Source organism: Gordonia sp. SID5947, from assembly GCF_009862785.1.
Lineage (GTDB): Bacteria > Actinomycetota > Actinomycetes > Mycobacteriales > Mycobacteriaceae > Gordonia.
Window position 1 is genome coordinate 1,746,294 of sequence record NZ_WWHU01000001.1, and the last position, 18,483, is coordinate 1,764,776.

At 66.8% G+C, this 18,483-nt stretch carries 16 protein-coding genes and 2 pseudogenes; 9 read left to right on the top strand and 9 right to left on the bottom strand.

Annotation, left to right across the window (positions count from 1 at the left end; all coding sequences use genetic code 11):
- Positions 1 to 19: 19 nt before the first annotated feature.
- The 3 genes from glpX to GTV32_RS08095 all read left to right on the top strand — a co-directional run bounded on the left by glpX (position 20) and on the right by GTV32_RS08095 (position 3,305).
- A complete protein-coding gene (glpX, locus tag GTV32_RS08085; protein WP_161059705.1) occupies positions 20 to 1,012 on the top strand; it encodes a class II fructose-bisphosphatase in 993 nt (330 codons plus the stop codon).
- A 75-nt stretch (positions 1,013 to 1,087) separates the two neighbouring features.
- Entirely contained in the window at positions 1,088 to 2,488 is a 1,401-nt protein-coding gene (locus tag GTV32_RS08090; RefSeq protein WP_161059706.1) for a class II fumarate hydratase, read from the top strand.
- A 124-nt stretch (positions 2,489 to 2,612) separates the two neighbouring features.
- Positions 2,613 to 3,305: a PIG-L deacetylase family protein gene (locus GTV32_RS08095; protein ID WP_161059707.1), complete on the top strand. Its 693-nt coding sequence runs from the start codon at positions 2,613 to 2,615 to the stop codon at positions 3,303 to 3,305.
- A gap of 34 nt (positions 3,306 to 3,339) precedes the next feature.
- On the opposite strand, the gene GTV32_RS08100 is transcribed toward GTV32_RS08095, so the two are convergent.
- From GTV32_RS08100 to GTV32_RS08120, 5 genes are all read right to left on the bottom strand, one after another.
- Positions 3,340 to 4,308, bottom strand: coding sequence for a L,D-transpeptidase family protein (locus GTV32_RS08100; protein WP_161059708.1), 969 nt, complete (start codon positions 4,306 to 4,308; stop codon positions 3,340 to 3,342).
- Positions 4,309 to 4,660: 352 nt separating this feature from the next.
- Complete coding sequence (locus GTV32_RS08105) at positions 4,661 to 5,959, bottom strand: PhoH family protein (RefSeq protein WP_161059709.1); 1,299 nt, start codon at positions 5,957 to 5,959, stop codon at positions 4,661 to 4,663.
- Between the two features lie 303 nt (positions 5,960 to 6,262).
- Positions 6,263 to 7,135, bottom strand: a complete 873-nt coding sequence (locus GTV32_RS08110) for an acyl-ACP desaturase (protein WP_161059710.1) — start codon at positions 7,133 to 7,135, stop codon at positions 6,263 to 6,265.
- A 72-nt stretch (positions 7,136 to 7,207) separates the two neighbouring features.
- Entirely contained in the window at positions 7,208 to 8,485 is a 1,278-nt protein-coding gene (gene glyA, locus GTV32_RS08115) for a serine hydroxymethyltransferase (RefSeq protein WP_161062402.1), read from the bottom strand.
- A 41-nt stretch (positions 8,486 to 8,526) separates the two neighbouring features.
- Positions 8,527 to 9,765 carry a DUF885 domain-containing protein gene (locus GTV32_RS08120; RefSeq protein WP_161059711.1) on the bottom strand — a complete coding sequence of 413 codons (1,239 nt, stop codon included), beginning with the start codon at positions 9,763 to 9,765 and terminating at the stop codon, positions 8,527 to 8,529.
- Between the two features lie 51 nt (positions 9,766 to 9,816).
- On the opposite strand from GTV32_RS08120, the gene coaA reads away from it, so the two are divergent.
- Positions 9,817 to 10,758: a type I pantothenate kinase gene (gene coaA, locus GTV32_RS08125; RefSeq protein WP_161059712.1), complete on the top strand. Its 942-nt coding sequence runs from the start codon at positions 9,817 to 9,819 to the stop codon at positions 10,756 to 10,758.
- 2 nt (positions 10,759 to 10,760) lie between these two features.
- Here the strand turns inward: coaA and GTV32_RS08130 are convergent, their stop codons facing one another.
- Positions 10,761 to 11,246, bottom strand: a complete 486-nt coding sequence (locus GTV32_RS08130; RefSeq protein WP_237421496.1) for a carboxymuconolactone decarboxylase family protein — start codon at positions 11,244 to 11,246, stop codon at positions 10,761 to 10,763.
- Positions 11,243 to 11,998: an NAD(P)H-binding protein gene (locus GTV32_RS08135; RefSeq protein ID WP_161059713.1), complete on the bottom strand. Its 756-nt coding sequence runs from the start codon at positions 11,996 to 11,998 to the stop codon at positions 11,243 to 11,245. The genes GTV32_RS08130 and GTV32_RS08135 overlap by 4 nt, the downstream gene beginning before the upstream one ends.
- 96 nt (positions 11,999 to 12,094) lie before the next feature.
- Here GTV32_RS08135 and GTV32_RS08140 point away from each other — a divergent pair.
- Positions 12,095 to 13,593, top strand: a pseudogene (locus tag GTV32_RS08140) (PLP-dependent aminotransferase family protein).
- Here the strand turns inward: GTV32_RS08140 and GTV32_RS08145 are convergent.
- The gene (locus GTV32_RS08145) at positions 13,560 to 14,342 is read right to left on the bottom strand and encodes an isoprenyl transferase (RefSeq protein ID WP_161059714.1); all 783 of its coding nucleotides are present in this window, start codon (positions 14,340 to 14,342) and stop codon (positions 13,560 to 13,562) included. The pseudogene GTV32_RS08140 and the gene GTV32_RS08145 overlap by 34 nt on opposite strands.
- Positions 14,343 to 14,388: 46 nt before the next feature.
- Between GTV32_RS08145 and GTV32_RS08150 the strand changes: the two genes are divergently transcribed.
- The 4 genes and pseudogenes from GTV32_RS08150 (at position 14,389) to GTV32_RS08165 (ending at position 18,083) form a co-directional block, all read left to right on the top strand.
- The gene (locus tag GTV32_RS08150; protein WP_161059715.1) at positions 14,389 to 15,060 is read left to right on the top strand and encodes a hemolysin III family protein; all 672 of its coding nucleotides are present in this window, start codon (positions 14,389 to 14,391) and stop codon (positions 15,058 to 15,060) included.
- 114 nt (positions 15,061 to 15,174) lie between these two features.
- Positions 15,175 to 16,790 (top strand): annotated as a pseudogene (locus GTV32_RS08155) (alkaline phosphatase D family protein).
- A 91-nt stretch (positions 16,791 to 16,881) separates the two neighbouring features.
- Positions 16,882 to 17,496 carry an ATP-dependent Clp protease proteolytic subunit gene (locus GTV32_RS08160; protein ID WP_161059716.1) on the top strand — a complete coding sequence of 205 codons (615 nt, stop codon included), beginning with the start codon at positions 16,882 to 16,884 and terminating at the stop codon, positions 17,494 to 17,496.
- Positions 17,493 to 18,083 carry an ATP-dependent Clp protease proteolytic subunit gene (locus GTV32_RS08165; RefSeq protein ID WP_161059717.1) on the top strand — a complete coding sequence of 197 codons (591 nt, stop codon included), beginning with the start codon at positions 17,493 to 17,495 and terminating at the stop codon, positions 18,081 to 18,083. The genes GTV32_RS08160 and GTV32_RS08165 overlap by 4 nt, the downstream gene beginning before the upstream one ends.
- A 32-nt stretch (positions 18,084 to 18,115) precedes the next feature.
- Here GTV32_RS08165 and GTV32_RS08170 read toward each other — a convergent pair whose 3' ends face one another.
- Positions 18,116 to 18,463, bottom strand: coding sequence for a helix-turn-helix transcriptional regulator (locus GTV32_RS08170; protein WP_161059718.1), 348 nt, complete (start codon positions 18,461 to 18,463; stop codon positions 18,116 to 18,118).
- Between the last annotated feature and the right edge of the window lie 20 nt (positions 18,464 to 18,483).

Sequence of the window (18,483 nt, forward strand, 5' to 3'; positions counted from 1 at the left end):
CCACGCCGAGGAGTCAGACATGTCCCCGTCCCCACAGGCCCCCGATCGCAACCTGGCCATGGAGTTGGTCCGAGTCACGGAGGCGGCGGCGCTCGCCGCCGGACGCTGGGTCGGTCGCGGCGAGAAGAAGAAGGGCGACGGCGCCGCCGTCGACGCGATGCGTGAACTCCTGTCGACCGTGTCGATGCGTGGGGTCGTGGTGATCGGCGAGGGCGAGAAGGACGAGGCGCCGATGCTGTTCAACGGCGAAGAGGTGGGTGACGGCGACGGACCGGCCTGCGACGTGGCGGTCGACCCCATCGACGGCACGACGTTGATGGCCGAGGGCCGCCCCAACTCCATCGCCGTCATCGCGGTCAGTGAGCGCGGCACCATGTACGACCCGTCCGCGGTCTTCTACATGGACAAGATCGCGGTCGGCCCGGAGGCCAAGGGCGCCATCAACATCGACGAGTCCGTCAGCTGGAACATCAACTCGGTCGCCAAGGCCAAGGGCATCGACGTCGCAGACCTCACCGTCATCGTCCTCGACCGTCCGCGTCACGCCGACCTGATCGGTGAGATCCGCCAGGCAGGCGCCAAGATCCGGCTCATCTCCGACGGCGACGTCGCCGGTGCCGTGGCCGCGGCCGACGACTACTCCACCGTCGACATGCTGATGGGCGTCGGCGGCACCCCCGAGGGCATCATCACCGCCGTCGCGATGAAGTGCATGGGCGGAGAGATCCAGGGCAAACTCTGGCCGCGCAACGACGAGGAACGGCAGAAGGCCATCGACGCAGGCCACGATCTGGACCGCGTGCTCACCAACGACGTCCTGGTCCGCGGCGAGAACTCCTTCTTCTGCGCGACGGGGGTGACCAACGGGGACATGCTCCGCGGCGTCACCTACCGGCCCAACGGCGCCACCACGCGTTCGCTGGTGATGCGTTCCAAGTCGGGCACCATCCGCCGTATCGAGTCGGTCCACCAGCCGTCCAAGCTGCGCGAGTACGCCCGACTCGATCTCTGAGCGAGATCCTCAGGACTTGCGAGAGCCTCTGCCGCACACCGTTTCCCGAGAACACACGAGGATGGTTGTCTTCACATGACCGAACAGCAGTACCGCATCGAGCACGACACCATGGGCGAGGTCCAGGTCCCGATCGACGCGCTCTGGCGCGCACAGACCCAGCGGGCCGTGGAGAACTTCCCGATCAGTCATCGTCCACTCGAACGCACTCAGATCCGGGCGATGGGCCTGCTCAAGGCCGCGTGCGCCCAGGTCAACAAGGACCTCGGTCTGCTCGACGCGGAGAAGGCCGACGCCATCGTCGCCGCCGCCAAGGAGATCGCCGACGGTCGTCATGACGATCAGTTCCCCATCGACGTCTTCCAGACCGGGTCGGGCACCAGTTCGAACATGAACGCCAACGAGGTCATCGCCTCGATTGCGAAGGCAGCCGGCGTCGAGATCCACCCCAACGACCACGTCAACATGTCGCAGTCGTCGAATGACACCTTCCCCACCGCGACGCACGTGGCCGCCACCGAGGCCGCCGTCACAGACCTCGTCCCGGCACTCGACCATCTGCGGCTCGCGTTGCTGGACAAGGCGACCCAGTGGCGCGACGTGGTCAAGAGCGGGCGCACCCACCTCATGGACGCCGTCCCGGTGACCCTGGGTCAGGAGTTCAACGGCTACGCACGTCAGATCGAAGCAGGCATCGAGCGCGTCACCGCGACCCTGCCCCGCGTCGGTGAGCTGCCGATCGGCGGTACCGCAGTCGGCACCGGACTGAACGCGCCCGACGGTTTCGGTACCAAGGTCGTCGCGGAGCTCCGTTCGCTGACCGATGTCGATGCGCTCTCGCTGGCGAAGGACAACTTCGAGGCGCAGGCCGCACGCGACGGACTCGTCGAACTGTCCGGCCAGCTGAAGACCATCGCGGTCTCTCTCACGAAGATCGCCAACGACATCCGCTGGATGGGATCGGGCCCGCTGACCGGCCTCGGCGAGATCCACCTTCCCGACCTGCAGCCCGGATCGTCGATCATGCCCGGAAAGGTCAATCCGGTTCTGCCCGAGGCCGTCACACAGGTCGCGGCGCAGGTCATCGGCAACGACGCCGCCGTCACCTGGGGTGGCGGCAACGGCGCGTTCGAGCTGAACGTCTACATCCCGATGATGGCACGCAACGTGCTCGAGTCACTGAAGCTGCTGGCCAACGTGTCGCGTCTGTTCGCGGACCGCTGCATCGTCGGCCTCGACGCCGACGAGGAACGGCTGCGCACCCTCGCCGAGAGTTCGCCGTCCATCGTGACCCCGTTGAACAGCGCGATCGGCTACGAGGAGGCCGCCGCGGTCGCCAAGCAGGCCCTCAAGGAGGGCAAGACGATCCGCCAGACGGTGATCGATCGCGGCCTGATCGGCGAAAAGCTCTCCGAGGCCGAGCTCGACAAGCGTCTCGACGTGCTCAAGATGGCAAACCTCGACCGCGAGCGCTGAGCCACCGCCCTGATCGGGCGGCCCTCAACGTCTGTCGGCGCGGAATTCCGTCGATCGCTCAGCGGATGGATCGCATACGTCGACGCGCTGCGAAGTCCGAACGGCGGGGCGTAGCTTCGTCATCATGACGACTCAGCTCCGCCCGTTCCCGGACGACTGGCAGACCGCGCTTGTTCTGGTCGCCCATCCTGACGACCCCGAGTACGGGATGGCGGCCGCGGTCGCCCGATGGACATCGGAGGGCCGACACATCGTATATGCGCTCGCGTCCAGCGGAGAAGCCGGCATCGCGGGCATGGACCCTGCGGAGGCGGGGCCGGCGCGTGAGCTGGAGCAGCGGACCTCCGCGTCGATCGTCGGTGTCGACGAAGTGGAGTTCTGGGGATTTCCCGACAGCTCGATCCGCAACACGCCAGAACTGCGAACCCGCATCCGGGAGACCATCACGAGGGTCGCGCCCGACCTGATCTTGTCACTGTACGGTGGTCCGGAATGGGCGCCGGGACAACCCAACCAGGCTGATCACATGGAATTCGCGGCTGCCGTCATCGAGACCTACGACGCCCTCGATCCCATGACGCGCCCGCGGCGCCTCTTCGAGAACGGCCCACGCGCGACCCACGCGATCGATGTCACCGATCAGATCGATATCGCCGTGAATTCGCTTGCCGCGCATGAGAAATATCTCTCGGTCCTCGATCCGGCCACGCCCGTCGAGGAGCAGGCACGTCGCCAGATCGACATGGTGACGGCTCGAGGCGACGACGTCGCCGATGTCCGCGCAGCGCGCTTCGAACTGAAGCGAGGGCCGGAGTGAGAACACCACCGGCCCCCGCTTCAGGAACGAAGAGTCAACTGCCGGTGGTGGTCCCGAGCAGGGATGGCACCAGGGCCGCCAGCTGACCGAGCAGCTGTGTCAGCGTATCGCCACCCGGCAGCGCCGGGGAATCCGATTTCGGCGCAGTAGAGTTCGGTGCAGTCGAGTTCGGAGTCGTCGAATTCGGGCTGGTCGAGTTGGGGACGGTCGAATTCGACGCGGGCCCACCCTGATTCACCCCGATGGCGATCTTGGGATGCTTCGCGAGATCGAGCCACACCAGGACCTTGCGCATGATCTCCTTGTCGATCGCCACGCAGCCCATGGTCGGCTGGTTGTTGGTGACATGGAGGAACATCGCCGAAGCCTTACCCGGCGTGCGCTGCGGATTGTGTGCGATGTTGACCGCGTAATCGTAAACGGGTCCGGCATCGTAGAGGTTCTCACTGTCGCCACCGGGACTCTTGGCCTGCCGCACCATCGTGTTGTAGGTGGGCGACTTCATGTTCGAATCCCACCAGTCCTGCCGGTCCACCTTCTTGTACGGCATCTTGGTGCCGGGGTTGGGCTGTCGCCCGAAGGCCTGATCAAGCGCGAATGTGCCCTCGGGAGTGCGATGAACGTTGTCTTTCGGCTCACCCATGCCGAGGGAGCCCAGAAATGCCTTGGTCGGACCGAGAGTGGGTTTCCAGGACTGGTCTGCGCCCCGCTCGAAGCCGGTCAGCGTAGCCGTTGTGTCATTCGCCTTCGGAGCGGTGACCACGATCATCTGACGCGTCTCGGCCTCGGCGCTGCTGCCACCGAGGTTGCCGGCGAGGTTGTTCAGCAGGGTGTCGAGCAACGGGATACCAGTTTCAGGGATCACCGGAGAGACCGGTGCGGACGACTTCGGTGGCGTTGACGGGGTCGTCGGGGTCGTGGTGCCCGGCGCGGCCAGGGCCGTGCCGGCGCCACCGGCGACGGCAGCCAAAACCGCGATCGCCAGTAGTCCCAATAACCTCATTCGCCTCATCAGTAACTTCAGCACCACATCAGTGTGCCAGTGCGCAAGTAGGCGTGAGTCACGTGATGGTCACAGACTGATACAGATCGAATCACCGGACGGCGCCGGCGGACACGAGCCCACCGAGCGAGTCCTGGCCATTCCCACTAGAGTTCGTCGCAGGTCGGGGACCTACGTCCCCCTTGCGAGAAAGGGTTACACATGTTCGAAAGCCTCATCACCCTGTGGTCCACGCTGGCCGAGCTCATCGCCGCGGGTATCCCGCTCGGGTCTTCCTAGCGCTCACCAATGAGAACGCTGCCACTCCGGTCTTCACCGGCGTGGCAGCGTTCTTGTCAGTCGTCCTCGTCCGTCACACCCCGGGTGCGAACTCCTCCAGCATGTCGGTCACCAGCGCCGCGATGGGCGAACGTTCGCTACGTGTCAGCGTCACGTGTGCGAACAAGGGGTGGCCCTTCAGCTTCTCGATGACCGCCGCGACGCCGTCATGCCGACCGACCCTCAGATTGTCGCGCTGCGCGACGTCGTGGGTGAGCACCACACGGCTGCCCGCACCCAACCGGGACAGCACGGTCAGTAGGACATTGCGCTCCAGCGACTGCGCCTCGTCGACGATCACAAATGAATCGTGCAACGAACGCCCCCGGATGTGGGTGAGGGGCAGGACCTCGAGCATGCCGCGGCTCAGCACCTCCTCGATCACTTCGGGAGACGCCAGTCCCTCCAGCGTGTCGAAGACCGCCTGCGCCCACGGGCCCATCTTCTCGGACTCGCTGCCCGGAAGGTAGCCGAGTTGCTGGCCACCGACTGCGTAGAGCGGCCGGAACACCACGACCTTGCGCTGTGTGCGCCGCTCCAGCACCGCTTCGAGGCCCGCGCACAGCGCCAGTGCAGATTTGCCGGTGCCCGCCTTTCCGCCCAGCGAGATGATGCCGACGCTGTCGTCGAGCAGAAGGTCGAGTGCGACGCGCTGTTCGGCGGACCGACCGTGCAGACCGAAGGCCTCCCGATCGCCACGCACCAATTGCACCCGTTTGTCCGCGTTGACCCGGCCGAGCGCGCTCGACCCGTTGCCGAGGATTCGAATTCCCGTGTGGCACGGAAGTTCTCGCGCTTCGTCGAGGTCGACGACGCCCTCCGAGTACAGGGTGTCGACCGCCGCGGTGTCCACATCGAGCTCGGTCATCCCCGACCAGCCGGAGACCACGACGTCCTGGGCATGGTATTCGTCGGCCGCCAGACCGACGGCGCCCGCTTTGACGCGCAGCGGAGTGTCTTTCGACACCAGGGTGACATCCTTGCCCTCCGCGCGAAGATTCAACGCGCAGGCCAAGATTCGGGAATCGTTGGTCTCGGTGCGGAAACCGGCGGGCAGCACGGCCGGATCGGTGTGGTTGAGCTCCACCTGTAGGGTGCCGCCCTCGTCCCCGATCGGCAACGGGACGTCGAGGCGGCCGTGCTCGAGACGGAGGTCGTCGAGCATCCGCAACGATTCCCGCGCGAACCAACCGAGCTCGTGATGGTGGCGTTTGCCCTCGAGCTCTCCGATGACGACCAGCGGCAGGACCACATGGTGTTCGGCGAAGCGAATGACCGCCCAGGGATCGGACAGCAGCACGGAGGTGTCGAGGACGTAGGTGCGAGTGGTCACGTAGGACTCCTACGTTTGTGCGGCGCCCGCACAAACCAGTTGCGACGACCGGCTGGTTCTTACCCGTCTCGGCTGGTCAGCCGAGGTGGACGAGGACCGGGGCCGGCCCCCTCGCGTTGCTGGTGCACACCACGAATCGAACCTCCCGGACGAACCGCTTCCCCGCGGCCCGTCACTCGTCAACGTACGCCGACACGCCCCTTTCGGCGCGTCCGAAAGGGGCGTGTCGGCGTGAATTGTGCGTTAACCGCGGATTGCCCGGAGCCACCCAGGGGCGGCCGGTGAGACCTGCGAACGGGCTCGTCAGCCCGCGAGGCCGGCCTTCGCGAGAATGCGCTGGCGCGCGGCCTCGGCGTCGTCACTCAACTCGTGGAGGTTGGCCAGCTTGAGCTGGTCGACCAGCGTCGCGGCAATCGCCGCGCGGGTGCTGTCGTCCTCGTAACCCGCGATCAGGGCGCGCTCGGCGTCGAAGTCGACCACGTCGGACCCGATCGGCGCCACGTCGGTCAGCGCCCGATCCAGCGCTCGGACGGTGCCTTCCTGGTCTGCGACGAGTCCGGCGTTCAGAAATGCGGCGAACGTCTTGGCCTGCAGGGCGTCGTCTCCGGCGATCTTTGCGAGGATCTGCTTGAAGACGTCGTCGGTGGTCGCGGCCGACAACTTCTCGATGAATGCGACGCACTGGTTCTCGTGCACTGCCATCAGGGCGAGCACGTCGAGCGGGCCCAGACCCTGCACGTCTTCGGTGTGCTGACGGTAGCCCGCGGTGACGTGGACGCGGCGACGCTCCTCGGCGTCGACCGGATCGATCGCGCGGGTCACCACCAGGTAGTCGCGCAGCACGATGGCGTGGCGGTTGTCCTCGGCCGTCCAGACACCGACCAACTGGCGCCAGTCGGAGAACGCCGGGAAGTGGATTGCGATCACGCGGTGGTACGACGGCAGGTTGTCCTTGGTGAGCAGCAGCGCCAGTACCGCCGCCCGCGCCTCCTCCGACAATGACGCCTGCGACGAGTCCCAGTCCTCACCCCCGAGGAAAGCGAAGTTGCGTCCCGATTCCCACGGCACCCAGTCATGCGGATTCCATGGGTTTGCCGCCGCCTGGTGTTCTTCGGCGATCTCGGGCAGCGCCTTTTCCAGCGCGATGATCAGCTCGTCCTCGGTCAATGCGTTCATCGTCAGACAGGATATGCACACACGGTGCGGGAGGCCAATCCCGTCTGTCGCCGAGCGTCGGGCAGAGCCCGGTCAGACGCGACTCATCAGTCCCCACTCCTCGAGCCCGTCGTAGAGCGGGAAGTCGAGGGCGAGACGTGAGACGCGGCCACGCAATGCCGAGACATCGGCGTCCTGGCCGGCCGCGAGCGCGGTGCCGATGATGTCGGCGACCTCGGTGAACTGCTCGTCACCGAAGCCGCGGGTCGCGAGCGCGGGCGTACCGATCCGCAGCCCCGAGGTGACCATCGGCGGTCGCGGATCGAAAGGCACCGCATTGCGGTTGACGGTGATCCCGATCTGATGCAACAGGTCCTCCGCCTGCTGGCCGTCGAGTTGGCTGTTTCGGAGGTCCACCAGCACGAGGTGGACGTCGGTGCCCCCGGTCAGCACCGAGACGCCCGCCTTCTCCACGTCGGACCCGGTGAGTCGTTCGGCCAGGATCTTCGCACCCGAGAGCGTGCGGCGCTGACGCTCGGCGAACTCCTCGGTACCCGCGATCTTCAGTGCAACGGCCTTGCCCGCGATCGCGTGCATGAGCGGTCCGCCCTGCTGGCCCGGGAACACGGCCGAGTTCAGCTTCTTGGCCCAGTCCTGCTTTGCCAGGATCAGGCCCGACCGCGGGCCGCCCAGGGTCTTGTGGATGGTCGACGACACGACGTCGGAGTGCGGCACCGGCGACGGGTGCAGGCCTGCGGCGACCAGCCCGGCGAAGTGGGCCATGTCGGTCCACAGGTAGGCGCCCACCTCGTCGGCGATCGACCGGAACGCCTCGAAGTCGAGGGTCCGCGGGTACGCGGACCATCCGGCGCAGATCACCGTGGGTCGGACGTCCTGCGCGATCTTGCGCACCTCGTCCATGTCGATCCGGAAGTCCTCTTTGCTGACGCCGTAGAAATGGTTCTCATAGAGCTTGCCGGAGAAGTTCAACCGCATCCCGTGGGTCAGATGACCACCGTGTGCGAGGTCGAGTCCCAGCAGCTTCTCACCCGGGTTCATCAGCGCCATCAGCACCGCGGCGTTCGCCTGCGCGCCCGAATGCGGCTGCACGTTCGCGAAGTCGGCACCGAACAGTTCCTTGGCGCGGTCGCGCGCGATGTCCTCGACGACGTCGACGTATTCGCACCCGCCATAGTAGCGGCGGCCGGGGTAGCCCTCCGCGTACTTGTTGGTGAGCACGCTTCCCTGCGCCTGCAGTACCGCGCGCGGGACGAAGTTCTCCGAAGCGATCATCTCGAGCGTGTCGCGCTGGCGGCTCAGCTCGCCGTTCATCGCAGCGGCAACGTCCGGGTCGAGTTCGGCCAGGGACATCGAATTCAGGCTCATGGTGGTCAAGTCTATGGGCCCGGCGCTCAGATCCCGAGTTCGGCTCTCAGCTGCGACGGTGTGAGCGGTTCGTCGAGCAGTCGTCCGAAGCGGGCCGGCCGCTGGTGGGCGGGCACCGCGTCGAGCCACGCGTCCAGCAGCCGGTACCCCTCCACATAGGTGGAGATGTAGGCCCGCCACAGCGGCGAGGTGAGAAAGCGCAGCATCTGACGGGCCCGCTCGGGCGGCGCGAGGAGCCATCGCTGGAGGAAATCGGCGACCGCATCCTCATCCGCACGGCGGTCGTGCAGGAGCAGAGCCGCGTCCTGGCGCACACCGAGCAGTCCGCTCGACGCGCGTGACATCCGCTGGGCACGTTCACCGTCGAAGCGCAAGCCGAGGTCCGCGTAGATCTCCTGGGCCCAGAGTCCCCAGTCCGGTCCGATCGCGGCAACCAGTGCGTGGTCGGCGAGACCCTCGGCCATCAGGCACTGCGGAGTGTTCACCAGGAAGATCGTCTGCTCGTCCTGTCCGCCGCCGACCAGGATCTCCTCCTTGCGGCAGTGCTCGGTGTGATGTCCGGGGTAGGCCTCGTGCGCGATCAGATGCGGAAGGGACGACATGTACTGCGTGAGATCGACATTGATCGCCACACGCGAGCGGTAGTCGCCGAGGTAGTAGTTGAAGCCCGACCACGGTTTGTCGGTCACCACGTCGAACTCGACGATCTCGCTGTCGGGCAGCGGGAACGTCGACCGCACACGCTCCCGCAGGGCGCCGCTGAAGGCGCGGACGCAATCGTCGACCCGGTCGGCCGGGATCTCGTCGGACCGACGGTGTGCCGCATACGCGTCGGCGAGGGTGACTCCCGATGCGCCGGGCACGTCGAGTTCGGCCGCCATCGCCGCATGGGCTTCGCGGTAGGTCTGCGGATCACCCATGGTGATGTCGACATCGAAGTACGCACGGACCTCGTCGACGAAACCGATCTCCTCGCCGGCGAACTTCCGCGCCGAGCATTCGAGTGCGGACAGGTGTGCGCCGATGAAGTCCGCCCGAGAAGATGGCAGATCTCCCGGCAGCTCACGGCGTAGGCCGCGGGCCCGGTCCGCGAGTGCCGACGGCTCCGGGGCCGGACCGTTCACCACGTCGGCACGCAGCGCCGGGTCACCGGTGAAAGCATCGACGAAGCCGTCCTCGAGCCGGTCGAAGGCCAGGCCCAACCGCAGATACTCGGTGACCGGTGACGGCGGGCCAGAGGGTTGCGAGGCGGTTGTCGAGGTCATGAACGGAGGCTACCGATCGGCGTGAATACGTGCGCCCTAAGCTGTAGGACCATGGCACGCGACACGACCGGGCGCGATCCCAGTCTGTATCTGGAGCTCGACCGTCGACAGTGGCGTGAACTGCGCGAATCGATGCCGCTGGTCCTCAACGACAACGAACTCCAGCAGCTCGTGGGACTCGGCGAACAGGTCGACCTCGACGAGGTCGCCGATGTCTACCTGCCGCTGTCGCGCCTGATCCATCTGCAGATCGCGGCACGGCAGCGACTCTTCGCGGCGACGTCGACCTTCCTCGGTGAACGCCAGACCAACCGCCAGGTGCCGTTCGTCATCGGGATCGCCGGCAGCGTGGCGGTCGGCAAGTCGACCACGGCGCGCGTCCTCGCGGCGCTCCTCGCACGCTGGGAGTCGCATCCCAAGGTCGATCTGGTGACCACGGACGGGTTCCTGCTGCCGACCGCGGAACTGGAACGCCGAGGGATCATGCACCGCAAAGGTTTCCCCGAGTCCTACGACCGTCGCTCACTGCTCAGGTTTGTCACCGAGGTCAAGTCGGGCGCCCGCGAGGTGACCGCCCCGGTCTACTCCCACATCGCCTACGACATCGTCCCGGACGTGAAACACTATGTCCGCCAACCGGACATCCTCATCCTCGAGGGCCTCAACGTATTGCAGACCGGCCCGACGCTGATGGTCTCGGACCTCTTCGACTTCTCGATCTACGTGGACGCGAAGACAGCCGACATCGAGCAGTGGTACGTCTCGCGATTCCTGCAGATGCGAACCACGTCGTTCGCCGACCCCGAATCACACTTCCACTACTACTCGTCGCTGACCGACGAGCAGGCCACGATCGCCGCCCGGGACCTCTGGACATCGATCAACCGACCCAATCTGATCGAGAACATCCTGCCCACCAGACCCCGGGCAACCCTCGTGCTCCGCAAGGACGCCGATCACTCGATCAATCGGGTTCGTTTGCGCAAGTTGTAGTCTCACCTCATCTGACGCTCGTCGAGACCCGCCGGATACCTCCCCGCCACCGCGATCCTGTTCCAGGCGTTGATCATCACGATCGAGGCCACCACCTGGCCGAGCTCGAAGTCGTCGAAAACGGCCTGCGCGCCGTCGAACACCGCATCCGGGACACCCTGCTCACCGAGCCGGGTCACCGCCTCGGTCAGTGCCAGCGCCGCCCGCTCGCGCGCCGAGAACAGGTGCGGCGCCTCGGCCCACGCCGACACCATCCCGAGCGTGATCGGTTCCATCCCCGCCGAGAGCGCGTCGGAGAGGTGCATGTGCAGGCAGTAGGCGCACCCGTTGAGCTGCGATGCTCGAATCCTGATGAGTTCGGCGAGAGTCGTCTCCAGCCCTTCCGATGAGGCTCGTTGAAGAGCCACGAGCGCCTTGTAGGCACCGGGATTGTTGCCCGGCAACCACATCCGACGGGTGTCGGGCACATTGTCTGGCAGGGTCGTCATGCCGGGTACTCCTTGTCCAGCCATTGGTCCACGGTGGTGTGCACCACCACGGTCGGATCGTCGGGCACCAACGCACCGTTGCGGACCGCCGCTCCACCGAAGTTGATGCCGAACACCCATCTCGGGGATCCGGTCCGGTGCGCGATGGCCTTGCCGACCTCAGCGAGGTCGCAGACCGCCGGACCCGCGACCTCGACGTCGCCGGACACGGGCGCGGTGACCACGTCGGCCAGCGCAGCTGCGGCGTCCGCCGACGGCAGCGGGCGGCAACGCATGTGCGGCACCGCAGCCACCGGGCCGAGGTGCAGGGTGTCCATCATCTGGCGGGCCAGTTCGTAGAATTGTGCCGACCGCACCACCGTCAACCGTTCCGGGCCCAACGCGTCGCGATAGACCTTCTCTTGAGCGGCCTTGCCCTGGTAATAGCCGAACTTCGCATTGACGGTGGGGTCCGCGGCGTTGATGATCGACAGACAGATGACGCGGCCGACGCCCGCCTCGACGGCAGCCGCGGCGACGTTGGCGGCAACCGTACCGAAGAAGTCGATCGCCTTCTGCGCCTTGGTGGTGACGATGTTCATGCAGTCGACCACCGCGTCGGCGCCGGTGAAGCTCTCCGCCAGTCCGGTGCCGGCGTAGGCGTCGACACCGCTGGACCGTTGTGCCGCGATCACCTCGACACCGCGTTCCCGGAGCCGTTCGCTCAGCGCCCTGCCGATCTCGCCCGTTGCGCCCAATACGACCACTCTCATGTGCTCTGCCCTCTCCATCCGTCGAACTCTCGTGGGTGCCGCTGTCCAGGGTAGGAGAAGATTGCATCACAAAACTGGTTCAATTGTGTCGTGGATATGCAGGCCAATTCGGACCCCTGGACGCAGGTCGCGCAGCGGCTCGGCACCGACCTGTTCCTCGAGCTGCAACCCGATCCCACGGCGAGCCCGCGCGGTCGTGGGGCGCGCAGGCGACGTTCCCTCGCCACCGCCCTGCGTTCGGCCATCGACGACGGACGTCTCCCCGCGGGCACCCGGCTCCCGCCCTACCGCTCACTGGCCGCCGACGTCGGATTGGCACGCGGGACCGTTGCCGCCGTCTACCAGGAGCTGATCGCCGAAGGCCGGTTGGTGGCCCGGCAGGGGTCGGGCACCCGGGTCTCCGACACCACCCATCGGCCGGGATCGTTGCACGCCGCCACCGCGCCTGCCGTCCACCTGCCCGCCCCACAACACGACTTCGGACTCGGGCAACCGAGCTCGGCCCTGTTTCCGCGCGCGGATTGGATCGCCTCCACCCGTCGGGCCATCACCGCAGCCCCGACAACGCTTTCGGTCCCGGTCACCCACAGGGCAGCGCGCCGCTGCGCCGATCCTTGGCCGCCTACCTGGCGCGGGCCCGTGGTGTACGTGTCGACCCGGATCAGGTCGTACTGACCACGTCGGTCATGCATGCCCTGGAGTTGCTGTCCCGCACTGTCTTCGGCGACGTCGTCGCGGTGGAGGAGCACGGTCTCCCGTTCCATCGGCAGGTCATCGAGCGCGGCGGCACGGCGACGACGCCGATCTCGATCGACGCCGGCGGCGCAATGGTCGGTGGTCTGCCCCAGCATGCCTCGGCGGTGCTTCTCACGCCGAGCCATCAGTTCCCGACCGGTGTCCCGCTGTCGCCGCCCCGGCGATCCGACGTGGTCGACTGGGCACGGGCCGGTGGGAGGCTGATCGTGGAGGACGACTACGACGGCGAACTCCGATACGACCGGGAGCCGATCGGCGCCCTCCAGTCGCTCGGCCCCGACGTGGTGATCTATACCGGCTCGGTCAGCAAGAGCCTCTCCCCTGCCGTGCGCGTCGCCTGGCTGGTCCTGCCGCCGCACCTGGTCGAGACGGTGGTGTGGTCCAAAGGCATTCGCGAACCCGACGCCAGCGTGGTGGACCAACTCATCCTCGCCGACCTGATCGATTCGGGCGCCTACGACCGCCATATCCGGCGCAGCAGGCAGCACTATCGGCGACGTCGCGATCGCCTGACACAGCGCCTCGCCGACGCCGGGCTCGAACTACCCGGGATCGCCGCCGGGCTGCACGCGGTGATCCCCGTCCCCGCCGAGATCGAACCGATCATCGTCGACGCCGCCGCGCGACGGGGATTCGCACTGGCGTCACTGTCGATGTTCCGTCACCCGGCCGCGCCGGGCGAGGACCCCGGCAGATCCCGCACCGGTGGCATCGTCGTCGGCTTCGGCACTCCGGCGGCATCCACTTTCGCGACCGATGTCGATGCGCTCATCACCTTGATCACCGACCATCTGGTCACATCGGATCACTTGCCGAAGCGGCGGCTGCGTGCCGAATAGTCACGCAAAGCGCGCAAGAAGTCCACGCGCCGGAACTCCGGCCAGTATGCATCGGTGAACCAGATCTCGGAGTACGCGCTCTGCCACAGCAAGAACCCGGACAGACGCTGTTCGCCGGAGGTCCGGATCACCAGATCCGGATCCGGCTGTCCGCGCGTGTAGAGATTGCGATCGATGGCCTCCACGGTGACCGCACCGACCATCTGTTCCGGATCATCGCCCGCTGCGAGGCTCTCGCGCAACAGCGACTGCACCGCATCGACGATCTCCTGCCGTCCCCCGTAGCCGACCGCGACATTGACGTTCATCCCGTCGCGCTCGTGTGTCCGGTCCGACGCCGACTGCAGCCGCGCAGCCACCTCATCCGGGAGTTGCGCCAGCGAGCCGACGATGCGGACACGCCAATCCCCCTCCGGTCCGGAGATCTCCTCGACGATGTCGGGCACGATCTCCATCAAGGCGTCGAGTTCGTCGGAGGCGCGCTGCAGATTCTCGGTGGAGAGCAGATAGATCGTCACCGTCGAGATCCCCAGCTCGGCACACCAGGACAGCATCTCCGCGATCCGCTGCGCTCCCACACGGTGGCCGTGGCTCACATCTTCGAAACCGGCATCGCGAGCCCATCGCCGATTGCCGTCGCAGATGATGGCGACGTGACGCGGTAGCCGCGAGGTGTCCATGAGTTGGACCAGCCGGCGCTCGTAGACGCTCAGCATCGGTCGCCGGAGCCGATCGGGAAGTAGTTTCATCGCTGCCTGATCCTAACGGCTCGAAAGTTACCGTACCGTAGGTTGCGTGAGCTCCCTGACGGACGACCCCATCGCGGCCATCAAACCCCGCCTGCGTGGTGTCATCCATCAATACTCCGCGTGGGTGGCCGTATGCGCCGGACTCGCGGTGGTGATCGGGGCGGGGGTGCTGCGTGGGCCGGGCGCGGCGATCGCGTGTGCGATCTATGCGATCACGGTCGTCGGTGTGTTCACCGTGAGCGCGAGTTACCACCGCATCCCGTGGAAGACACCGCGCGCGCAGGTCCGGATGAAACGCGCCGACCATTCGATGATCTTCGTGTTCATCGCCGGGACGTATACCCCTTTCTGCGCGCTGGCCCTGCCCGCGGAGGTCCGGTGGTGGGTACTCGGCGTCGTCTGGGTGGGCGCGATCGCCGGCGTCGCCCTCAAACTCGTGTGGCCTGCGGCGCCACGCTGGCTGGGCGTGGCGCTCTACATCCTCCTCGGCTGGGTGATCGTCGCCGTCGCCCCAGCCCTGATCAGTCACGTCGGCTGGATGGTCATCGTGCTGCTCGCCGTGGGCGGCGTGTTCTACACCGTCGGCGGCATCCTGTACGCGGCCCGATGGCCGAATCCGTGGCCGGCGACGTTCGGCCACCACGAGGTCTTCCACGCATGCACCGCGGTGGCCGCACTGATGCACTACGTCGCCGTGTGGCTCGTGCTCACCGCCTGACCCCGCCGCGCGGGTCGGGCGCGCTCACCGCGACGACCCCGTCTTCACCCGAGCATCACCCGACATCAAACCGTTCGACGGCATGTGGTCAGGCAGCCTTGGTCGGCTTGGGCCATGCCCAGCACCGACTCACCAGTCGTCTCGATCGGCTCCGGCAAGACCCTGCGCGTCGGCATGACACGTCGCCGATTCCTCACCTGGACCGGTGTCGCCGGAGGACTTGCCGTCATCCCCGGCCTCCTCGGTGACGCACCGGCGTGGTCGGGCGCACCGCGAAGCGGCGAGGATCTGTTCACCCTCGGCGTCGCCTCCGGTGATCCACTCCCGGACGGGGTGGTGCTGTGGACCCGCCTGGCCCGCAATCCGCTGGCACGCGGCGGCGGCATGGGCGCGGCCCCGGTGCCCGTCGAATGGCAGATCGCCGCCGACGAGAAGATGCGCCGCGTGCTTCGAGCCGGGTGGGCCCTGGCGACCTCCGACAACGGGCACAGCGTCCACGTCGACGTCCGCGGGCTCGCGCCGGCGCGGGAGTACTTCTACCGGTTCCGGGCCGCGGGTGACATCTCCGACGTAGGTCGTACATGCACCGCGCCGGACGGGCGGGCAGACGGTCTGACATTCGCATTCGCGTCCTGCCAGTCATGGGCCGACGGCCACTACGCGGCCTATGCCGACATGGCGTCCCACGCCCCGACGTGGTCTTCCACCTCGGCGACTACATCTACGAAAAGCCGATACCCGGCAACGGCGGGCGCCGTCGGACCAGCGCGATGCCAGAATCCGCCCATCGCGAGGCGACCGCCCTCGACGACTACCGCGACCGCTATGCGCTCTACAAGACCGACCCGCACCTGCGTGAAATCCATCGCACCAGCCCGTTCATCACCGTCTTCGACGACCACGAGGTGGACAACAACTGGGCGGCAACGATTCCCGAGGACGGACAGCCCATCTCGGAGTTCCTGCTCCGCCGTGCGTGCGGCCTCAAGGCCTGGTGGGAGAACACCCCGGTGCGCAACGCTCAACAGCCGCACGGGTCCGGCATCCGCGCCTACCGCCGTTTCGCCTTCGGCGATCTCGTGGAGTTCAACGTCCTCGACACGCGGACCTTCCGCAGTGATCAGGCGAACGGCGACGACGACACCGGACAGAACAGCGTGACCGCCGATCCCCGCCGGACGATCATCGGCGCAGCGCAGGAACGATGGCTGCTCGACGGATTCGCCCGCAGCGGGCATCGATGGAATGTGCTGGTACATCAGACCACCATGGCCGACCTCGCCCACCGGGAGAACGGCGTCCGCGAGGTCAGCATGGACGGCTGGAGTGGCTACGAGGCCAACCGTGCCCGGGTGCTCGATGGCGCGCGACGCCGGGGCGTGACCAATCTCGTGTCGATCGTCGGCGACATCCACCGCAACGCGGTATCCGACCTCCGCTCGACCTACCGTCGCGAGTCACCCACCGTCGGAGTCGAATTGGCCGGTACGTCGATCTCGTCCGGCGGCGACGGCGAAGACAGCGATGCCACCGACCGCGCGATCAAGGCCGCGTCGCCGCACGTACGTTTCGGGAACGCGCAACGCGGCTATGTCCTCAACCGCCTGCGGGCGGACCGGTGGGAGGCCGAATACCGGGTCGCCGACTCGATCGCGGAGTCGTCGGCTCGGCTGCATCGCCGCGCCCTGATCACGATTCCGGACGCCCGGCCCACCATCGACGTGATCTGACGGCCAGGGGCACACACTGCTCGTGGCAGCGTCGTTCTGCGCGTGGCAGCGCGTCGCGCCCAATCCGGAGGCGCCGGCGCAGGATCGAGACATGAGTGATGAACAACGATTCCTCCCCCTTCGCCGAAGGACCGCAGAAAGTCTTCTGACGCAACGTGTCCTGATGCTCGACTCCGCTCTCGACGACGAGATCGGCAGTCAGATGTGCGCCCAGCTCGTCATGCTGGCATCCGAGGACCCGGTGTCCGACATCGCATTGTGGATCAACTCGCCAGGCGGTTCCGTCCCGGCCATGCTCGCCATCATGGACACGATGCGCCTGATCCCCAACGATGTGAGCACAGTGAACCTGGGGATGGCCTACAGCGCAGGACAGTTCCTGCTCTGTTGCGGCACGCGCGGCAAGCGGTATGCGCTCCGACATGCCAAGGTCCTGCTGCATCAGGGTTCCGCGGGCATCGGCGGATACGCTCCGGACATCGAACTACAGGCCGACGACCTACGCCATGTCCGCGACACGGTTCTGACGATCATCGCCGAGCAGACCGGCCGCCCGGTGGAGAAGATCTTCGCGGATTCACTGCGCGACCACGTCTTCACCGCCGAGGAGTCGGTCGAGTACGGGTTCGTCGACCACATCGTCGACGACCTGACGCAGATCCGTCCGCTCACGCCGGCAGTCACCGGCTTCGGGGTCGCGCGATGAGCACATACACGATCCCCAACGTGATCAGCCGGACGCCGAACGGCGAGCGGGTGATGGACGTCTACAGCCACCTCCTCGACGAGCGGATCATCTATCTCGGCACCGAGATCGACGACGGCGTGGCGAACGCGTTGATCGCGCAGATACTCCACCTCGATTCCGACAACCCCGACGCGCCGATCGACCTGTACATCAACTCGACCGGCGGTTCGGTGATGGCGACCTTCGCCCTGTACGACACCATGCAGTACTGCCACGCCCCGATCGCCACCACATGTGTCGGGCAGGCACTCTCGTCGACGGCGCTGCTCCTCGCCGCAGGGAGCCCCGGACGACGATCGGTTCTCCCGCACGCCCGGGTGTTGCTCCATCAACCGTCGGGTCAAGGGCGCGGCACCATTCCCGATCTGATCCTGGCGGCCGAGGAGATCCTGCGTGTCCGCGAGGAGATCGAGAAGGCGATGAGCCGCCATACCGGTCAGGAGGTCGAGACGCTCCGACGCGACACCGATCGGGACCGTGTGCTGCGAGCCGAGGAGATCGTGTCGTACGGACTGGCCGACCGGATAATCGACACCCGCGGGTAGACCGCGACTCACCGGTAACGGAGCCGGGTGACTCAGGCCGCCAACGCAACCGGCCCGCGGAAGGTCCGCACCGGCGCCATCGCCGGTGACCGGACCGTGACGGCCCGCAACACGGGCGTCGCGGTCGTCCGGGACAGCTCGATCGACGCCTCGCGCGTGAGGTCGAGAAGCGTCAGTCCGAGGGCTCCCGCCACTGCGGCCAGCAGCTCGGACGAGGCGTCCTTGCGGCCACGTTCGATCTCGGAGAGGTATTGACTCGAGACCCCCGCGCGTTGCGCGGTCTCCACCAGACGTTCGCCGCGGTCGTGGCGATGACGACGGAGAACCCGTCCGGTCACCTCACGCCACAAGGGTTCGGCAGGCTGCAGTCGGGTGTCCATGGGCCGATGGTAGGTCGCGC

Excerpts from the sequence above, each read along its gene's own strand:
- GTV32_RS08145 (WP_161059714.1), bottom strand. The coding sequence starts at position 14,342 with ATGAAACTACTTCCCGATCGGCTCCGGCGACCGATGCTGAGCGTCTAC.
- GTV32_RS08095 (WP_161059707.1), top strand. The coding sequence starts at position 2,613 with ATGACGACTCAGCTCCGCCCGTTCCCGGACGACTGGCAGACCGCGCTT.
- GTV32_RS08100 (WP_161059708.1), bottom strand. The coding sequence starts at position 4,308 with ATGAGGTTATTGGGACTACTGGCGATCGCGGTTTTGGCTGCCGTCGCC.
- coaA (WP_161059712.1), top strand. The coding sequence starts at position 9,817 with ATGGCACGCGACACGACCGGGCGCGATCCCAGTCTGTATCTGGAGCTC.
- GTV32_RS08090 (WP_161059706.1), top strand. The coding sequence starts at position 1,088 with ATGACCGAACAGCAGTACCGCATCGAGCACGACACCATGGGCGAGGTC.
- GTV32_RS08110 (WP_161059710.1), bottom strand. The coding sequence starts at position 7,135 with ATGAACGCATTGACCGAGGACGAGCTGATCATCGCGCTGGAAAAGGCG.
- GTV32_RS08165 (WP_161059717.1), top strand. The coding sequence starts at position 17,493 with ATGAGCACATACACGATCCCCAACGTGATCAGCCGGACGCCGAACGGC.
- GTV32_RS08130 (WP_237421496.1), bottom strand. The coding sequence starts at position 11,246 with ATGACGACCCTGCCAGACAATGTGCCCGACACCCGTCGGATGTGGTTG.
- glpX (WP_161059705.1), top strand. The coding sequence starts at position 20 with ATGTCCCCGTCCCCACAGGCCCCCGATCGCAACCTGGCCATGGAGTTG.
- GTV32_RS08135 (WP_161059713.1), bottom strand. The coding sequence starts at position 11,998 with ATGAGAGTGGTCGTATTGGGCGCAACGGGCGAGATCGGCAGGGCGCTG.
- GTV32_RS08170 (WP_161059718.1), bottom strand. The coding sequence starts at position 18,463 with ATGGACACCCGACTGCAGCCTGCCGAACCCTTGTGGCGTGAGGTGACC.
- GTV32_RS08160 (WP_161059716.1), top strand. The coding sequence starts at position 16,882 with ATGAGTGATGAACAACGATTCCTCCCCCTTCGCCGAAGGACCGCAGAA.
- glyA (WP_161062402.1), bottom strand. The coding sequence starts at position 8,485 with ATGTCCCTGGCCGAACTCGACCCGGACGTTGCCGCTGCGATGAACGGC.
- GTV32_RS08120 (WP_161059711.1), bottom strand. The coding sequence starts at position 9,765 with ATGACCTCGACAACCGCCTCGCAACCCTCTGGCCCGCCGTCACCGGTC.